Here is a 17267-nt window from a genome sequence, read left to right on the forward strand (position 1 = left end):
CACGGGGGCCGAAGCGGGGGCGCCCAATGAGCCGCATCATCGCCGGGGCCGCCGGCGGTACGCCCCTGCAGACTGTTCCGGGTTCCCTGACAAGGCCCACCACGGACCGTGTCAAGGAGGCGTTGTTCTCGCGGCTGGACGCCTTTGACGTCATCAGCGGCGCCCGGGTGCTGGACCTGTACGCCGGCTCAGGTTCGCTGGGGGTCGAGAGCTGCAGCAGGGGCGCGCAGACGGTGGACCTGGTGGAATCCGATGCCAAGGCCAGTGCCGTCTGCCAGCGCAACGCAGACCTCATCAACGGGGTTCTGGGCCGAAAAGCCGTGACGGTCCACCGCTCCAAGGTGGAGCCTTTCCTGGAACGCGCCGCCGCCACGGCAACCTGGGACCTCGTGTTCCTGGACCCTCCCTATCCGCTGGAGGAGGTGGCGCTGTCCGCGGCGCTCGAAAAGCTCGCTCCCCACCTTTCGCCGGCGGCCGTGGTGGTGGTGGAACGGTCATCCCGCTCCCCGGAGCCGGGCTGGCCCGGCGGCCTGGCACGGTTCGCGGAGAAAAAATACGGCGAAACCCGGCTGTGGTACGCAGAGCCTTTTGTGCCGGACGCCATTGACCCGGACGTGGTTGACCAGGACCTGGCTGGTCAGGATGTGGTTGACCAGGACTAGGTTTATCCGGACTGGGTTTAATCAGGACTGGGGCGCGAGCCTGTCCAGGTCCACGCCGGCCAGGACTTTGGCGGGATGTGGGCCGCGGGATACTAATGCTTCGGACCAACCTTCCGGCCAGGGCGTCTGCGTGCCGGCCAGGACGATGTTACCCGGGTAGCGGCCCTCGAACATGCCTGCTTCGGCAAACGCCGCTACATCACCCATCGCCCGCCGCATTGCCGCGACCTGGCTGCGGACCAGAGTGAGCCCCGGTTCGTCGCCCACGTTGACGATCAGCAGCCCGCGCGGGGTGAGCCGTTCCCGCACCTCACTGTAAAACTCGGTGCAGGCAAGGTGTTCCGGGGCTTCGGGGCCGGAGAAGATGTCGAGGATCACGACGTCGAACAGGAGTCCGGGTTCGAGTTCCGCGAGTGCCCCGCGGGCGTCCCCGATGATGGTGTGCAGGTCAGTCCCCTCCGGGAGGGGCAACTGGCGCAGGACGAAGTCCAGCAGTTCCCGTTCCAGTTCCACCGCATACTGCATCGACCCCGGCCTGGTCGCCTGGATGTAGCGGGCCAGTGTCAGTGCCCCGGCCCCCAGATGCAGTGCTGTCACAGGCTTTCGGGGTGGTGCGGCCAGATCCACCAAGTGGCCGATCCGCCGCAGGTACTCGTAAAAAATCTCGTCCGGCTGTGCCAGGTTCACGTGGGATTGCTCCGCCCCGCCGATGCTGAGCACGTAGCTGCCGTCGGTGAAGGCGTCCGGTTCGATGGTTGCGTGCTGTCCGGTGGTCCGGAGAAACCGTTCCGCCCGCCTGCCGTTCCCGGCCGGCATCACAGCCGACCGCTGAGGGTGGCCAGCCGGGCAGCCGCTTCCTCCAGGACTTCGGTCTTTTTGCAGAACGCAAACCGAAGGAGGCTGCGCGTCCTCTCGGCACCTTCAGGGTGGCAGAAAACGGGGACCGGGATCGCGGCTACGCCCACCAGGCTGGGGAGCCTGCGGGCCAGGTCCACCGAGTCATGGATGCCCAGCGGCGCGGTGTCCACGTTGACGAAGTATGTTCCCTGCGGTGTGAAAACATCGAAACCGGCTGCCTGAAGGCCTTCGCTGAGGATGTCGCGCTTGTGCTTCAGCGTGGCCGCGATGTTGGTGTAGAAGGCGTCCGGCAGGCCGAGCCCGCTGGCAATGGCTGACTGGAACGGCGTGCCCGAACTATAGGTGAGGAACTGCTTAACCGTGCGTACAGCGGACACGAGCTCCTCGGGGCCTGTGAGCCAGCCAATCTTCCAGCCGGTCAGGGAGAACGTCTTGCCGGCCGAGGAAAGGGTGATGGTCCGGTCAGCGGCTCCCGGCAGGGATGCAACCGGGACGTGGCGGTCGCCGAACGTGAGATGTTCGTACACCTCGTCAGTGATGATCAGGCAGTCGTGCTTCCGGGCCAGGTCCACGATGCGCTGCAGCACCGGGCGCGGAAAGACGGCGCCGGTGGGGTTGTGCGGGTTGTTCAGCAGGACGATCCGCGTCCGCTCGCTGAAGGCGGCCTCCAGCGCAGCCAGGTCCGGCATGAAGTCCGGTGCCAGCAGGGGGGCCGTTACATGCGTTGCGCCGGACAGGCCGATGACGGCGCCGTAGGAATCGTAGAAGGGCTCAAAGGTCAGTACCTCATCACCCGGTCCTGCAAAAGCCAGCAGGGAGGCGGCAATTCCCTCGGTGGCGCCGGTTGTAACGATCACCTCGGTCTGCGGATCGGGGGAAAGGCCGTAGAACCTTTCCTGGTGGGCGGCCACTGCTTCCCGGAGTTCCGGGACGCCCCTCCCCGGCGCGTACTGGTTATGCCCGGAGGCGATGGCTGCGCGGGCCGCTTCACGTATCTCCAGCGGCCCGTCCTCATCCGGGAAGCCCTGGCCCAGGTTGATCGCGCCGGTCTGCACCGCCAGGGTTGTCATTTCCTCGAAGATCGTGACTCCCAGCCCGCCGTCACGCCCCAGGAGGTTGGCTCCGAGCGCGGTCCGCTGCCAGGGGGCGGGCGCCAAAGGGGTGGAAACTTCCCGTTGTGGATGCATCCAGTCATGGTATCCCGGCCTTTTCATGGGGTAGGTTCGGAGCATGAGACGAGCTGTCTGCCCCGGATCCTTTGACCCCATCCACAACGGCCATCTCGAGGTTATTGCCCGGGCTGCGGGCCTCTTTGACGAGGTCATCGTTGCGGTCTCCACCAACCCGGCCAAGAAGTACATGTTCACGTTGGGAGAGCGCCTGGACATGGCGCGGGAAACCCTTGCGTTACTGAAGGGCATTGTGGTGGAACCCGTTGGGGAAGGCCTCCTCGCCGAATATTGCAGGCAACGCGGCGTCTCAGCGATCGTCAAGGGCCTTCGGTCCTCCTCGGATTTCGACTACGAGCTCCCCATGGCCACGATGAACCGCCAGCTCAGCGGAGTGGAAACGGTGTTCCTGCCCGCCGAGGCCCACTACATACACCTGTCCTCCACCCTGATCAAAGAGGTGGCCAGCCTGGGCGGCAGCGTTTCGGACTACGTTCCCAGGTCAGTGCACCGGAGGATGCTTGCGGGCGAGTCGGCGCCTGAACAGCAGCCGAGAGGGTAGGCTAGTCCGGTACTTCGGCGCCGCCGGCTACCTGGTTTGAGTCCCTGCGGCTCTTCAGGCTAAGATGGTACGTCGGTCATATGTTCAACAGGAGTTCTCATTAAACGAGATGCTGGTTCGCCCCTGGCGTTCGACGTCAAGGACCTCGGACGCAGTCCGGGAAGCATGCGGACACTGACGGAACATGTACCCGCACCAAGTGATCTTGGTGTGGCGCTTATTGGTGTTCAGGAAGGCTCGGATATCGAGCTGGATCTGAGGCTTGAGGCCGTACACGAAGGAATTCTGGTATCAGGAACCGCGATTGCCGAAGTAACCGGTGAATGCGGGCGATGCCTGGATCCCCTTGCGTATGACCTTGAGGTCAATGTGCAAGAACTTTTCTTCTATGAAGGCGTGGAGCTTTCGGACGAAGAAGAAGATGAAGAGCAACGTCGAGTCGAGCACGATGTAATCGATCTTGAACCGGTGTTGCGGGACGCGGTTGTCACCAATCTGCCGTTCCAGCCGGTGTGCCGGGAAGACTGCCAGGGCCTTTGCTCCGAATGCGGAGTTCGCCTGGAAGACGAGCCGGGGCACCACCACGAGGTCTTGGATCCTCGCTGGGCTGCCCTAGCTGATATGGCTAAGCCTGACCGGCAAAATTGATTTGTACGTGTTTGTCTAGAGAGAAATGAGTTAGCCGTGGCTGTTCCCAAGCGGAAAATGTCTCGCTCGAATACCCGCGCCCGCCGCTCGCAGTGGAAGGCGACCGCCCCCCACCTGGTGAAGACCGTGGAGAACGGCCAGGTTACTTACAGCCTGCCGCACCAGGCAAAGGTTGTCACCGACTCGGCCGGCACCGCGCTGTTCCTTGAGTACAAGGGCCGCAAGGTCGCGGACGTCTAATCGGCCCCTCCGGCTGACATGATGTCTTCAACTGAAGAGCTTTTGAAGCGTCTCGGTGTCTCTATTGACGCCGGGACGCTTCGTCTTGCGCTCACACACCGTTCCTACGCCTACGAAAACGGCGGCATCCCCACCAATGAGCGGCTCGAATTCCTGGGGGACTCCATCCTTGGATTCTCCGTGACGGACGCCCTGTATCGGGACAACCCGGACCTGCCCGAAGGCGACCTGGCGAAACGACGCTCAGCAGTGGTCAGCACCCGTGCCCTCGCAGGCATCGGACGCAGCCTCGGCATTGGCGACTACATCTACCTCGGGCAGGGCGAAAAGCTCACCGAAGGCAAAAACAAGGCCTCAATCCTGGCGGACACCATGGAGGCGCTGATCGGTGCCACCTACGTGTCCAACGACATCGAGACCGCCCGCCAGCTCGTGATGCGGCTGATCGGGCCCCTGCTCATGGATGCCGGCGCTCTGGGTGCGGGAACCGACTGGAAGACCAGCATCCAGGAACTCGCGGCCAGCCGCCAGCTCGGAAGCATCCATTATGCGGTGGAAGGGTCCGGCCCGGACCACGCGCGGATTTTCGCGGCTACCCTGCACATCGGCGGCACGGCCTACGGCAAGGGCACCGGCCACTCCAAAAAGGAAGCGGAGCAGGAAGCTGCCGCCGACGCCTGGCGTGCCCTCACCGGCAACGCCGGCTCCGCGCCGGCGGGCAAGTCCACCGGTTCCGTAGCCGCCAAGTAGCGTCGTGCCCGAACTTCCCGAAGTTGAGGTGGTCCGCCGCGGCCTGGTGAGCTGGGTCCGCGGCAGGACCATCGAGCGCGTTGACGTCCTGGACCAGCGCTCGATCCGGCGCCACGCACTGGGGACCGAAGACTTCATCGGCAACCTCGAAGGCGCAACCGTCGCGGACGTCGTGCGGCGGGGCAAGTTCCTCTGGATGCCGCTGCTCGATACGTCCGCCGGTCCTAACGGGCCACTTCCGGACGGGCCTGCCAGCACCCAAAAGGTGGCGCTGATGGCGCATCTGGGCATGAGCGGGCAGCTGCTGATGCAGGATGGCAGCGTGGCGGATGAGAAACACCTCAAAGTACGGATCCGGCTGGGTCCGCGCGACGGCATGCCCGAACAGTTGCGGTTCGTGGACCAGCGGATCTTCGGTGGCCTGTTCGTTACCGCTTTGGTTCCAACGGACGACGGCGGCCCGGGCGGCCTCGCTGAATCGCCCCTTCCGCTGATCGCAGAAGAAGCGGCGCACATCGCACGGGACCCCCTGGACCCGGCTTTTTCCTTTGACCTTTTCTATCGCCGCCTCCGCAAACGCAAAACCGGCTTGAAACGTGCCCTGCTCGATCAGGGTTTGGTGTCCGGCATCGGAAACATCTACGCCGACGAGGCGCTGTGGCGCGCCCGCCTCCACTTCGCCCGGCCCACCGACACCCTGCGCCGCACTGAAGCGGAAAGGCTAGTGGGCAGCGCGCGCGAAGTCATGCTGGATGCGCTGGCCGCGGGCGGAACCAGCTTCGACTCCCTGTACGTGAACGTCAACGGCGCCTCGGGATACTTCGACCGGTCCCTCAACGCCTACGGGCGGGAGGGGCAGCCGTGCAAGCGGTGTGCCGCTGCGGGAATCCACGCAACCATCCGCCGGGAGCAGTTCATGAACCGCTCCTCACACACCTGTCCCGTGTGCCAGCCCCGTCCCCGCAACGGCCGCTGGTAGTACAAACGCCGGCTGATCCCGGTGCCCCCGCGGCAGGGGTACGGGCCCGTCAATCCGGAGCATTTCGCCGGTAAGCAGTAGATTTGGTGCAGGGAAGCATCCGTCCCAGCCATCCAGGAGACCCAAAAGCCTTGCACCTCAAAAGCCTGACCGTCCGGGGATTCAAGTCGTTTGCGTCGGCCACCACCTTCAATTTCGAACCCGGCGTCACCGCCGTCGTAGGCCCCAACGGCTCCGGCAAGTCCAATGTGGTGGACGCCTTGGCCTGGGTGATGGGGGAGCAGGGGGCCAAAACCCTGCGCGGCGGCAAGATGGAAGACGTCATCTTCGCCGGAACGTCCGGCCGGCCCCCGCTGGGGCGTGCACACGTGTCGCTGACGATTGACAACACTGACGGTGCCCTGCCCATCGAGTACAGCGAAGTGACCATTTCCCGGACGCTCTTCCGGGCCGGCGGTTCCGAGTATGCCATCAACGGCGCGGGCTGCCGGCTGCTCGACATCCAGGAACTGCTGTCCGACTCAGGCCTGGGCCGTGAGATGCACGTCATTGTGGGCCAGGGCCAGCTGGACCGGGTCCTCCACGCCACCCCCGAGGACCGCCGGGGCTTCATTGAGGAAGCCGCAGGAATCCTCAAGCACCGGCGCCGCAAGGAGCGGACGGTCCGCAAGCTCGAGGCCATGCAGGCAAACCTGCAGCGGCTCACCGACCTGACCGGCGAAATCAGGCGCCAGCTGACCCCGCTGGGCAAACAGGCCGAGGTGGCCCGGCGTGCCCAGCGCGTCCAGTTCGACGTCCGCGATGCCCGGGCGCGGCTCCTTGCTGACGACCTCGTCCAGCTGCAGGAAGCACTGGAGCAGGACGTCGCGGACGAAGCTGCGCTCAAATCCCGGCGGGCCGCCGTCGGGCAGGAGCTGGAAGCCGGGCGCCGGCAGCAGGCTGCCCTGGAGCAGTTGGCTGCGGAAGCAACGCCAAAGCTGAACGCGGCAAGGGACACCTGGTACCGGCTGACTGCCTCGCGTGAGCGGCTCCGTTCCCTCGGAACGTTGGCGCAGGAACGCACCCGCCTGCTCGGGTCCACGGAGCCCCCGGCAGCTGGCCGCGATCCTGAACAGCTTGAGCGGCAGGCCGCGCGCGTGCGCGGGGAACTTGCCGAGCTCGAACGCCACATCCTGGATAGGCGCAGTGGACTTGAGGCCGCCAGCGCAGCCAAAGCGGAGGCAGAGGCCGCCGCCCTGGCCGAGGACAAGCGGCTCACGGCGGTGCTGCGGGCAGCCGCGGACCGGCGTGAAGGACTGGCCAGGCTCGCCGGCCAGGTTGCTGCGGCGAGGTCACGGGTGGAATCCGCACAGGCCGAGCTGGGCAGGCTCCGGGAATCCCAGGCGGCCGGGGCGGAACGGCGTGCCCGCGCCCAGTCCGAGTTCACCGCGCTGGAAAACCAGGTGGCAGGCGTGGAAGAAGGAGAGGAATCCCTTGACGCCGATTATGAGGCCGCCAGCGAAGCACTCGATGCAGTTCTTCAGGACATCTCCGGCTTCAAGGCGGCTGTCAGTGAGGGAATCCGCAAGCGTGATGCGCTGGTGGCGCGCCGGGACGCCCTTGAACTGGGGCTCAACAGGAAAGACGGGGCAGGGCACGTCCTTGACGCCGGCCTGGCAGGGGTCCTCGGAACCCTCGCTGGGGAACTGGCGGTGGAACCGGGTTACGAAACGGCGATAGCCGCTGCCCTGGGGGAAGCCTCGGATGCGGTCCTCGTACGGGACCACGAGGCTGCAGCCGGTATGGTTCAACTGCTCAAGGACGACGACGCCGGGCGGGCGTCGTTCCTGCTCCACGCTGCGGGTGCCGCCGAGGTGGCGGTGGCGGGTGAAGCCGCACCCCTGCCGGAAGGGGCCCGCTGGGCAGGGGAACTTGTGCAGGACGCCGGACCCGCAGCCCCGGCAGTGAGGCACCTGCTGGCCGGAACCGCCGTCGTCCCCGACGTCCAGGCGGCCGCCGCGCTGGTGTCCGCGCGTCCCGGTATCACGGCGGTGACCATGGGCGGGGACGTCTTTACCGCGGTTTCAGCCACGGGCGGCTCGGCGAAGGCGCCGTCCCTCCTTGAAGTCCAGGCCGCCGTGGACGACGCCGAAAGCCGGCTTTCGTCCGTCACTGCCGGGCTGGAGCGGAACAGGTTCGCCCTGGCCGCGGCAGAGGCGCGGCGGGCTGAGGCGCAGGAACGTGCCGACGCTGCCCTCGAGCGGCTGCACGAATCAGATGCCAGGCTGGCGGCCGTTGCGGAACGCCTCGGCCACCTCAACTCCGTACTTCGCAGCGCAGTGGGCGAAAGCGACCGGCTGGCGGCGTCCCTGGCTCAAGCCGAAGCGAACGTCGTGGCCGGGCAGGAAGCGCTCGCCGCCGTGACGGCGCGGCTTGCCGCTGCCCAGGAGGCGCCCCTGGAACAGGAGCCCTCCACCGAACACCGGGATGCCCTTGCCCAGGCTGCCTCCACAGCCCGGGCCGCCGAGGTGGAGGCCCGGCTTTCACTGCGCAGCGCCGAGGAGCAGTTAACCGCAACCCGGAACCGGGTGGATTCGCTGGAACGTGCCGCTGCCACTGAGCGCCGCGCCCGGGAGGAAGCAGCCGAACGCGCCCGCCGCCGCCGGGCCCAGGCGAAGCGGGCTGCCGCCGTAGCCGCCGCTGTTGAACTGGCCCTGCGGTACATGGATGTGTCCGTGGACCTGGCAAGGCACGAACGCGACCTTGCTGAAGAGAACCGGGAACAGCGGGACAAGGAACTGCTGCACATCCGGACAGCGAATGACCTTTTCGCGCGGGAACTTGCCGAGCTCACGGATAACGTCCACCGCGATGAACTCGCCCGCACCCAGCAACGGGCCCGCATCGAAGCCCTGGAAAGCCGCTCGATCGATGAGCTCGGCATCACCCCCGATGCCTTGGTGTCGGACTACGGGCCTGAGGTGCCCGTCCCGGTCCCTGCCGAAGAAAGCGGCGACAAATGGGCGGCGCTGCGCGCTCCGGTGGATGCCGCCGGAGCCGAAATCATCGAGGGCAAGCCCTATATCCGCGAGGAGCAGGAGAAGCGGCTCCGGAAAGCAGAACGCGACCTCGCCAGCCTGGGCAGGGTCAACCCCCTGGCGCTGGAGGAATTCGCCGCGCTTGAGGAGCGCCACCAGTTCCTCAGCACGCAGCTGGAGGACCTGAAGGCCAGCCGGAAGGACCTGCTGGACATCATCAAGGAGGTCGATGACCGCGTCCAGCGGGTTTTCACGGAAGCCTTCGAGGACACCCAGGCACAGTTCGTCAGAGTCTTCGCCCGGTTGTTTCCAGGTGGGGAAGGACGGCTGGTACTCACCGACCCGGGGGATATGCTCACCACCGGCATCGAAGTGGAAGCCCGCCCTGCGGGGAAGAAAATCAAGCGGCTTTCGCTCCTGTCCGGCGGTGAACGCTCCCTGACGGCAGTGGCCCTGCTGGTTGCGATCTTCAAGGCGCGTCCGTCGCCGTTCTACGTGATGGACGAGGTGGAAGCTGCCCTGGACGACACAAACCTGGGCCGCCTCATCACCATCTTCGAGGAACTCCGGGAGTCCAGCCAGCTCATCGTCATCACCCACCAGAAGCGGACCATGGAAGTAGCCGATGCTCTCTACGGCGTCACCATGAGGGGCGACGGCGTCTCCACAGTCATCAGCCAGCGCCTGGGCGCCGAGGTGTAGGCGGGCTGTGGCGGTCCGTGGGCAGCCCCGCGCGGGCCCGTGACGACCGCTCCGTTGTGAGAAGCTAGGGGAGTGAATGACATCCTCCCCATAATTTTGTCCATTGTTGCTGCCTTGGCGGTTATTGGCGGGCTGATTCCGGTCCTGCTCAAGACGCGGAAGAACATCACCCAGTACCCGGGCACCCGGGACGCCAACGACCCCGTCCTGCCACGGAGCGGGAGCACGGCCGTCGAGGACAGTCCGGCCGCGGCGACGGACCGCAAGGCCCCCGACGGCGTGGACCTGGAGGGGCTGGACACCACCACCGTCCCGGACGATGCAGCGGGCCTGGAAGCCATCCAGGTCGAGACCCCGCTGCCCGTGGCCGGCCGCCTCATGCGCCTTCGCGAACGGCTGGTCCGCTCCAACAACATCATGGGCAAGGGCCTGCTGGCACTGCTGTCCAGCGACAAGATCGATGAGAACGTTTGGGACGAAGTCGAGGAAACCCTCCTTCTGGCCGACCTTGGCACCGAACCCACCATGCAGCTTGTGGACGCCCTGCGTGAGCGCGTCAAGGTGTTGGGCACCCGGACCCCCGAGCAGGTCAAGGTGCTGCTCCGGGAGGAGCTCATCAAGATTGTGGACCCCACCATGGACCGCACCCTGAACGTGCAGCGCCACGCTGACAAGCCGGCCGTCATGATGGTGGTGGGCGTGAACGGCGTGGGCAAGACCACTACCGTGGGCAAGCTTGCCCGCGTGCTGGTGGCCGAGGACAAGGACGTCCTCCTCGGCGCCGCGGACACGTTCCGTGCTGCGGCCGCGGAGCAACTGGCCACGTGGGGCCAGCGCGTAGGCGTCCCCACCGTGAAGTCGGACATCGAGGGCGCCGATCCGGCCTCCGTTGCCTACGAAGCAGTGAAGGCCGGCATTGACCAGGAAGTCGACGTGGTGATGATTGACACGGCCGGCCGCCTTCAGAACAAGGTGGGCCTGATGGACGAGCTGGGGAAGGTCAAGCGCGTGGTGGAGAAGCTTGCGGAGGTGGACGAGGTCCTCCTGGTGCTGGATGCAACCACGGGCCAGAACGGCCTGAACCAGGCGCGCGTGTTCTCCGAAGTCGTCAACATCACGGGCATCGTCCTGACGAAGCTGGACGGCACGGCCAAGGGCGGCATCGTCGTCGCCATCCAAAAGACCCTTGGCGTACCGGTCAAGCTCATTGGACTGGGCGAAGGTGCTGACGACCTCGCCCCGTTCGAGGCTGAAGCGTTTGTGGACGCGCTGCTGAACTAGCGGCCGTCCGCACTGCCCGCGCTTTTGGCGGCCCGAAGGGTTTCACGGGTGGCAATCCAGCTGCAGGCGGCAACCAGCATGATGCCGCCCGTGACGCCGAAAGCCCAGCCATAGCCCAGGCGGTCCGCCAGCACGCCGGCCAGCACGGGCCCGGCGATCGCGCCGACGTCGGACGTCATCTGGTACACCGCCAGGACCTTGCCGCCGGACCGACCGTTGCCGATCACATCGGCGACGGCGGCCTGCTGGGCGGGTCCGAACAGCCCGGAGCCGACGCCGGCCAGCGCCGAGGCCGCCAGGAACCACACCAGGTCACCGGCGACGCCGATCCCGGCCGTTGCAGCGCCAGCCACCAGGAGGCCCGCGATCATCATGGGCTTGCGCCCCATGCTGTCCGCCAGGCGGCCGGAGAAGGTCAGCGCCACGGCGTTGCCGGCGGCGAACACCGCCAGAGCCAGCCCTGCCGCCTCTGGCCCGGCGCCGAAGGCGGCAGCGGCAAACAGGGGAACGGTAGCCATGCGTACGCCGAAGGTGGCCCACCCGTTGGCGAAGCTGGAGATCAGGGCAGCCCTGTACGGTCCTGTCGCCAGGGCCTCGCCGAGCTTCATCTCCGGCGACCGCTGTTGTGCCTCCGCAGAACCGCGGCGCTCGTGGCTCAGCTGTGTCTGGACCACCAGGGCGGCGGCTACCAGGGCTGCGGCATAGGCCAGGAACGGTATCCGGAGGCCGAAGCCGGCCAGCAGCCCGCCCACAATCGGGCCGCAAACATTGCCGATAAGGAACGCCGTCGCGTACGCGCCGGACACCCTGCCCCGGCTCTCCGGAGGCGCGAGCCGGATCACCAGGGCCATGGACGCCACGGTGAACATCACGGAACCCGCGCCGCCGAGACCGCGGAAGAGCAGCAACTGCCAGTAGTCCTGGGCGAACGCGCAGGCCGCGGTGGAGACGGCCACAATCAGCAGCCCCGCCACATAAACGGGCCGTTCACCCAAGCGGCCGATCAGGCTGCCGCCCGCAGGGGCAAACACGAGCCGCATAAAAGCGAAGATGGCAACAATCACGGACGCCTCGGTGTTTCCCACCCCGAACGTGGTCGCAAATTGCGGCAATACCGGCGCAACAAGCCCGAATCCCAACGCAATTAGGAACGCTGCCGCCAGCATCACCTTAATGTCGCGGGGAAGCCGGTCCCGTTGCGGCCGCAGGCGGGCCAGGATCCTTGAAGTGGCGCCGCTTCCGCGGGGTGCTGCCGTCATGGTGCACAAATCCTTGCAGTCTGGAGGGCCGGGTGCCGGCGGAAACGGTGAAACACAACCGTAACAAGCGCGATATGCACCATTTACTTCCTAGAGATTGTTGTAACAGGCCGGCAATCTAAATCCTCCGTGGGCGAAACACGGCGCGGACAAACTCGTTACAGGACGCAAAAGGCGTTGGCAGGCGGAAGACTCCGCAATACTCGACCAGAGAGGACGTGCACCATGGAACTTACCGCAGGTCACGTATGGATCATGGTGTCGGCAGCCCTCGTGCTGCTGATGACGCCGGGTCTGGCATTTTTCTACGGCGGCATGACGCGTGCCAAGGCCGCACTGAACATGATGATGATGAGCTTCATCTCCATCGGCATGGTGGGCGTGGTCTGGGTCCTCTGGGGCGCCTCCATGAGCTCCGGTGAAGGGTTCCTGCAGATCGTCGGCAACCCGTTCGCCAGCTTCGGCCTCGAGGGCATCGACACTCCTGACGGGCTGATCAAGGTGGGCTACGCTGCCACCTTCGCCATCATCACCGTCGCGCTGATCAGCGGCGCCATCGCGGACCGGGCGAAGTTCGGCGCCTGGAGCGTCTTTGTCCCCGTCTGGGTCACACTGGTGTACTGCCCCCTGGCCTACATGGTCTGGGGCGGCGGCCTCTTCGGCCCCGAAGGTGCTGTGGGCCAGGCGCTCGGCCCGGCCATCGACTTCGCCGGCGGCACGGTGGTCCACATCAACGCAGGCGTGGCCGCACTGGTACTCGTCCTCATCATCGGCAACCGCAAGGGCTTCGGCAAGGATCCCAACCACCGCCCGCACAACATCCCGTTCGTGATGCTTGGCGCAGCCATCCTGTGGTTCGGCTGGTTCGGCTTCAACGGCGGCGCCGCCACCACTGCTGAGCAGGGCGGCCTCATCTGGGTCAACACGCTCGCCGCTCCTGCTGCCGCCATGCTCGGCTGGCTTGTCACCGAACGCATCCGCGACGGCCACCCCACCTCCCTCGGGGCAGCGTCCGGCGTGGTTGCCGGCCTGGTAGCCATCACCCCCGCCTGCGCCAACGTCAGCCCCGTCGGTGCCCTCGGCCTCGGCGTTGTGGCCGGTGTGGCCTCAGCCCTCGCTGTTGGACTGAAGTTCCGCTGGGGCTTCGATGACTCACTCGACGTCGTGGGCGTCCACCTCGTCTCCGGCATCATCGGCACCGTGGCCCTGGGCTTCATCGCACTTCCCGCCGACGGCGTGGGCGGCGGCCTTTTCTACGGCGGCGGCATGACCCAGATGTGGGCCCAGCTCGCAGCTGCCGGCATCGCCATCGCCTACTCGGCGATCCTGACGGCCATCATTGCCCTGGCCATCCACAAGACCATGGGCTTCCGGGTTTCGCAGGAACAGGAAACGGTGGGTGTGGACCTCAGCCTGCACGCCGAAACCGCCTACGAGTTCGGTGTTGGCGGACACGGCGGAAGCTTCCAGCCGCTGCACGACATGATTACGGGCAAGACCCAGCCGGAGGCCTCCGGGGCCACGGCGGATGCCCGGAAGACCGATTCAGCAACAGGCAAGGAAAGCGTGGGGGCATGAAACTGATTACCGCAATCGTCAGGCCGGAAAAGCTCGAAGCCATCCGGGAAGGACTGGAAGCCTACGGCGTACAGGGCCTGACGGTCAGCGCGGCAAGCGGCTACGGCCGGCAGCGCGGCTACACGGAGGTGTACCGCGGAGCCGAGTACAACGTGGACCTCCTGCCCAAGATCCGGGTGGAAGTCCTGGCAACCGATGAGCAGGCCGACGACATCCTGGACGTCATCATCGCCAGCTCCAATACCGGCCGGGCCGGGGACGGCAAAGTCTGGACCATGGATGTCTTCGAGGCAGTTCGGGTCCGGACCGGGGAACGGGGAGTCGCCGCCATCTAGGCGGTCGGCAACCAGGAAAACAGTCCAAAAGAGCGGGCAGGAAACCGGAAGGTTTCCTGCCCGCTCTTCTGTTGCGCCCGTTTTATATTTCCTGCACCTTGCCCGCGTCCGCTGGGACGCCTCGCGGTTTACTCAGCCCGCACGCTCCTGGACAGTTCCGCCGGCCCCGAGGATCCGGCGTCGTACTCCTCCAGCGGGACCGTGTCCTGTTGCCAGGCCTTCAGGACCGGCTCCACAATCCGCCAGCAGTCTTCGGCCGTATCGCCCCGGACGGAGAGCAGCGGATCGCCGGTGAGAACGCCCTCCAGCACTTCACCGTAAGGCAGGAGTTCGGATGCGCTCAGTTCAGCTTCAAGGGTGACCCGGCTGAGGCTGAGGATCTCGCCGGGCCCGTTCACATCGACGTCGAATTCGAGGGTGTCGGGCCCGAAACCGATCCTGAGCTGGTTCGGCGAGTCCACCCCTGTGAATCCCTTGGGAAGGTGGGGGACCGGCCTGAACGTCACCACGGCCTCCTTGCGCTTCACACCCATGGCTTTCCCGGAGCGCAGGATGAACGGGACACCCTTCCAGCGCCAGTTATCAATCCCCACCTGGATCTGCGCCAGCGTTTCAGTTCCCCGGGAAGCGTCCACGCCGTCCTCCTTCGCGTAGTCGGGCACGTCCTTTCCGGCCACTGTCCCGGACGTGTACCGCGCCCTGCGGGTGGAAGCTGCATAGGGAGCGGGGACGCTGCTTGCCCGCAGGACCGTGGAAACGGCGTCGCGCAGGTCCCGTTCGCTGATGCTCGACGGCGGCTCCATCGCCATCAAGGCCATGATCTGGAGCAGGTGGCTTTGGATCATGTCCCGGAGCGCACCGGCGCCGTCGTAGTAGCGGGCCCGGCCCTCGAGCGCGAGGTCCTCGTCGAAGATGATCTCCACCTTCTCCACGTGCTCGCGGTTCCACACGGGCTCCAGGAAGTTGTTGGCGAAGCGCAGGCCCAGGATATTCAGCACCGTGGCCTTGCCCAGGAAGTGGTCCACTCGATGGATATGGTCCTCCGGCACCAGGCGCACCAGAGTGTGGTTGAGCGAGCGGGCGGATTCCTCGCTGGAACCGAAGGGCTTTTCCATGACGAGCCTCGTGCCGGGCGGTACCTCGTCTGGCCGGAGGGCTTCACAGGCGAGCTGGCTGATCCGGGGCGGCAGGGCAAAGTAGACGGCGGTGGGCCCCTCAAGGGTGGTCAGCAGCGACGCAAGCGCACCGCCGGCCGTGACATCAAGCTGGTGGTAGACGGTCTCCTTTTCCAGGTCCTCCAGTGCCCGCAGGCCGTCCGGGGAAGCCGACTTCGCGGACGCCGCGAAGGACGTACGGACCCTGTCCCGCCATTGTTCCGGGGTCCAGGGATCGGAGCCTGCGCCCACCAGGCGGAGGCCTGCCGCGCGGCCGGTGGCAACAAGCCGCGCCAGGCCGGGCAGGAGCAGCCGCCCGGTGAGGTCGCCGGAAGCGCCGAGGATGAGCAGGGTTTTCACTGTTGTCTGGCTCGTCATTTTGCCAGCATGCCACCTTGCGGGCCCGACTTGGTACCCTAGATAGTCGAGTCCCGATCATCCACTGAAAGAAGTGCACGGCGCGTGTTCAATTCACTCTCTGACCGGTTGACAGCAACCTTCAAGAATCTCCGCGGCAAAGGCCGCCTTACGGAGGCGGACGTTGACGCCACAGTCCGGGAGATCCGCCGTGCCCTCCTGGACGCGGACGTTGCCGTTCCCGTTGTCCGTGAATTCACCGGCCGGGTGCGCGAACGCGCCCTGGGCGCCGAGGTCTCCGGGGCCCTGAATCCAAGCCAGCAGATCGTCAAGATCGTTAATGAGGAGCTGGTGGAGATCCTCGGCGGCGAAACCCGCCGCATCCGCCTGGCCAAGAACGGGCCCACCATCATCATGCTGGCCGGCCTGCAGGGTGCCGGGAAGACCACCCTCGCCGGCAAGCTGTCCAAATGGCTGAAGGCCCAAGGCCACAGCCCCCTGCTGGTGGCCTGTGACCTGCAGCGTCCCAACGCCGTCACCCAGCTGCAGGTGGTTGGCCAGCGCGCCAAGGTGCCGGTGTTCGCGCCGCACCCCGGCGCCACCTCCACCGAGCTTGAGCACCCGGCCGGGGACCCCGTAGAGGTTGCCCGCGCCGGTGTTGAGGAAGCCCGCCAAAAACTCCACGACGTTGTCATCGTGGACACCGCCGGCCGCCTCGGCGTTGATGCCGGCATGATGGAGCAGGCACGGCAGATCCGCCGTGCCATCGTGCCGAACGAAGTGCTGTTCGTCCTTGACGCCATGATCGGCCAGGATGCCGTCAACACGGCGCATGCCTTCGACGAGGGCGTCAACTTCACCGGCATCGTCCTGTCGAAGCTCGACGGCGACGCCCGCGGCGGTGCCGCACTTTCCGTTGCGTCCGTCACCGGCAAGCCTGTGATGTTCGCCTCCACCGGTGAAGGCCTGGACGACTTCGAGCTCTTCCACCCGGACCGGATGGCGTCCCGCATCCTGGACATGGGCGATGTCCTCACGCTCATCGAGCAGGCCGAGAAGTCCTGGGACAAGGACGAAGCTGCCCGGATGGCGAAGAAGTTCGCCGACCAGGAAGACTTCACCCTGGATGACTTCCTGGCGCAGATGCAGCAGATCCGCAACATGGGCTCCATGAAGAAGATGCTCATGATGATGCCGGGCGCGCAGAACATCCGCCAGCAGCTTGAGCAGTTTGACGAGCGCGAGATCGACCGCGTTGAAGCAATCGTCCGCTCCATGACACCGCATGAGCGCCTGGCTCCCAAGATCATCAACGGCTCCCGCCGCGCCCGTATCGCCCGCGGTTCCGGCGTGCACGTCTCCGAGGTCAACGGCCTCCTGGAACGTTTCGCGCAGGCCCAGAAGATGATGAAGAAGATGGCCCAGGGCGGCATGCCCGGAATGCCTGGTATGCCCGGCATGCCCGGTGCGGGCGGCGGTGCGCGGAAGAACGCCAAGAACGCCCCCAAGAAAAAGGCCAAGTCCGGTAACCCCGCCAAGGCAGCCCAGGAGCGCAAGGATGCCGAGGCGCGCCGCGCGAATGCCGCCAAGGCACTGCCCACCGGGGCCGCCTTCGGCCAGCAGCAGGGCGACTTTGATCCCTCGCAGCTGAACCTGCCCAAGGGTTTCGACAAGTTCCTCGGCCAGTAACCACATCTGCAACCAGGTAGCGCCACG

Annotated in this window: 15 protein-coding genes; 11 read left to right on the plus strand and 4 right to left on the minus strand. The window is 66.1% G+C overall.

Features of this window, described 5'->3' with window-relative positions; all coding sequences use genetic code 11:
* Window positions 1-26: 26 nt before the first annotated feature.
* A complete protein-coding gene (gene rsmD, locus M8J71_RS15205) occupies window positions 27-662 on the plus strand; it encodes a 16S rRNA (guanine(966)-N(2))-methyltransferase RsmD (protein WP_256248658.1) in 636 nt (211 codons plus the stop codon).
* Window positions 663-683: 21 nt separating this feature from the next.
* Here rsmD and M8J71_RS15210 read toward each other — a convergent pair whose 3' ends face one another.
* Window positions 684-1478, minus strand: coding sequence for a spermidine synthase (locus tag M8J71_RS15210; protein WP_256249009.1), 795 nt, complete (start codon window positions 1476-1478; stop codon window positions 684-686).
* Window positions 1478-2707, minus strand: a complete 1230-nt coding sequence (locus M8J71_RS15215) for an aminotransferase class I/II-fold pyridoxal phosphate-dependent enzyme (protein WP_256248659.1) — start codon at window positions 2705-2707, stop codon at window positions 1478-1480. Before M8J71_RS15215 ends, M8J71_RS15210 begins: the two co-directional genes overlap by 1 nt.
* Before the next feature lie 43 nt (window positions 2708-2750).
* Between M8J71_RS15215 and coaD the strand changes: the two genes are divergently transcribed.
* The 7 genes from coaD (at window position 2751) to ftsY (ending at window position 10868) form a co-directional block, all read left to right on the plus strand.
* The gene (gene coaD, locus M8J71_RS15220) at window positions 2751-3251 is read left to right on the plus strand and encodes a pantetheine-phosphate adenylyltransferase (protein WP_163162655.1); all 501 of its coding nucleotides are present in this window, start codon (window positions 2751-2753) and stop codon (window positions 3249-3251) included.
* Between the two features lie 123 nt (window positions 3252-3374).
* Window positions 3375-3899 carry a YceD family protein gene (locus M8J71_RS15225; protein WP_256249010.1) on the plus strand — a complete coding sequence of 175 codons (525 nt, stop codon included), beginning with the start codon at window positions 3375-3377 and terminating at the stop codon, window positions 3897-3899.
* 36 nt (window positions 3900-3935) lie between these two features.
* A complete protein-coding gene (rpmF, locus tag M8J71_RS15230) occupies window positions 3936-4139 on the plus strand; it encodes a 50S ribosomal protein L32 (RefSeq protein ID WP_009356569.1) in 204 nt (67 codons plus the stop codon).
* Between the two features lie 21 nt (window positions 4140-4160).
* Window positions 4161-4889 carry a ribonuclease III gene (gene rnc / locus M8J71_RS15235; protein ID WP_256249011.1) on the plus strand — a complete coding sequence of 243 codons (729 nt, stop codon included), beginning with the start codon at window positions 4161-4163 and terminating at the stop codon, window positions 4887-4889.
* A gap of 4 nt (window positions 4890-4893) precedes the next feature.
* On the plus strand, window positions 4894-5868 hold the full coding sequence (mutM, locus tag M8J71_RS15240) for a bifunctional DNA-formamidopyrimidine glycosylase/DNA-(apurinic or apyrimidinic site) lyase (RefSeq protein ID WP_256248660.1): 975 nt from the start codon (window positions 4894-4896) through the stop codon (window positions 5866-5868).
* 131 nt (window positions 5869-5999) lie between these two features.
* The gene (gene smc / locus M8J71_RS15245) at window positions 6000-9587 is read left to right on the plus strand and encodes a chromosome segregation protein SMC (RefSeq protein ID WP_256248662.1); all 3588 of its coding nucleotides are present in this window, start codon (window positions 6000-6002) and stop codon (window positions 9585-9587) included.
* Between the two features lie 72 nt (window positions 9588-9659).
* Window positions 9660-10868: a signal recognition particle-docking protein FtsY gene (ftsY, locus tag M8J71_RS15250; protein WP_256248663.1), complete on the plus strand. Its 1209-nt coding sequence runs from the start codon at window positions 9660-9662 to the stop codon at window positions 10866-10868.
* On the opposite strand, the gene M8J71_RS15255 is transcribed toward ftsY, so the two are convergent.
* Entirely contained in the window at window positions 10865-12127 is a 1263-nt protein-coding gene (locus M8J71_RS15255; RefSeq protein ID WP_256248664.1) for an MFS transporter, read from the minus strand. The two genes, ftsY and M8J71_RS15255, sit on opposite strands and share 4 nt — an antisense overlap.
* 225 nt (window positions 12128-12352) lie before the next feature.
* On the opposite strand from M8J71_RS15255, the gene M8J71_RS15260 reads away from it, so the two are divergent.
* Window positions 12353-13705, plus strand: coding sequence for an ammonium transporter (locus tag M8J71_RS15260; RefSeq protein ID WP_256248665.1), 1353 nt, complete (start codon window positions 12353-12355; stop codon window positions 13703-13705).
* Complete coding sequence (locus M8J71_RS15265; RefSeq protein WP_015937412.1) at window positions 13702-14040, plus strand: P-II family nitrogen regulator; 339 nt, start codon at window positions 13702-13704, stop codon at window positions 14038-14040. Before M8J71_RS15260 ends, M8J71_RS15265 begins: the two co-directional genes overlap by 4 nt.
* 128 nt (window positions 14041-14168) lie before the next feature.
* On the opposite strand, the gene M8J71_RS15270 is transcribed toward M8J71_RS15265, so the two are convergent.
* Window positions 14169-15572, minus strand: a complete 1404-nt coding sequence (locus M8J71_RS15270; protein WP_256248666.1) for a glucose-6-phosphate dehydrogenase — start codon at window positions 15570-15572, stop codon at window positions 14169-14171.
* Between the two features lie 84 nt (window positions 15573-15656).
* Between M8J71_RS15270 and ffh the strand changes: the two genes are divergently transcribed.
* The gene (gene ffh, locus M8J71_RS15275; protein WP_256248667.1) at window positions 15657-17240 is read left to right on the plus strand and encodes a signal recognition particle protein; all 1584 of its coding nucleotides are present in this window, start codon (window positions 15657-15659) and stop codon (window positions 17238-17240) included.
* The last annotated feature ends 27 nt before the right edge of the window (window positions 17241-17267 follow it).

It is taken from the genome of Pseudarthrobacter sp. R1, assembly GCF_024494415.1.
GTDB lineage: Bacteria > Actinomycetota > Actinomycetes > Actinomycetales > Micrococcaceae > Arthrobacter.

Coding starts and splice junctions, on each gene's coding strand:
- rsmD (WP_256248658.1), top strand. CDS start 27: ATGAGCCGCATCATCGCCGGGGCCGCCGGCGGTACGCCCCTGCAGACT.
- M8J71_RS15210 (WP_256249009.1), bottom strand. CDS start 1,478: ATGCCGGCCGGGAACGGCAGGCGGGCGGAACGGTTTCTCCGGACCACC.
- M8J71_RS15215 (WP_256248659.1), bottom strand. CDS start 2,707: ATGCATCCACAACGGGAAGTTTCCACCCCTTTGGCGCCCGCCCCCTGG.
- coaD (WP_163162655.1), top strand. CDS start 2,751: ATGAGACGAGCTGTCTGCCCCGGATCCTTTGACCCCATCCACAACGGC.
- rnc (WP_256249011.1), top strand. CDS start 4,161: ATGTCTTCAACTGAAGAGCTTTTGAAGCGTCTCGGTGTCTCTATTGAC.
- M8J71_RS15255 (WP_256248664.1), bottom strand. CDS start 12,127: ATGACGGCAGCACCCCGCGGAAGCGGCGCCACTTCAAGGATCCTGGCC.
- M8J71_RS15260 (WP_256248665.1), top strand. CDS start 12,353: ATGGAACTTACCGCAGGTCACGTATGGATCATGGTGTCGGCAGCCCTC.
- M8J71_RS15265 (WP_015937412.1), top strand. CDS start 13,702: ATGAAACTGATTACCGCAATCGTCAGGCCGGAAAAGCTCGAAGCCATC.
- M8J71_RS15270 (WP_256248666.1), bottom strand. CDS start 15,572: ATGACGAGCCAGACAACAGTGAAAACCCTGCTCATCCTCGGCGCTTCC.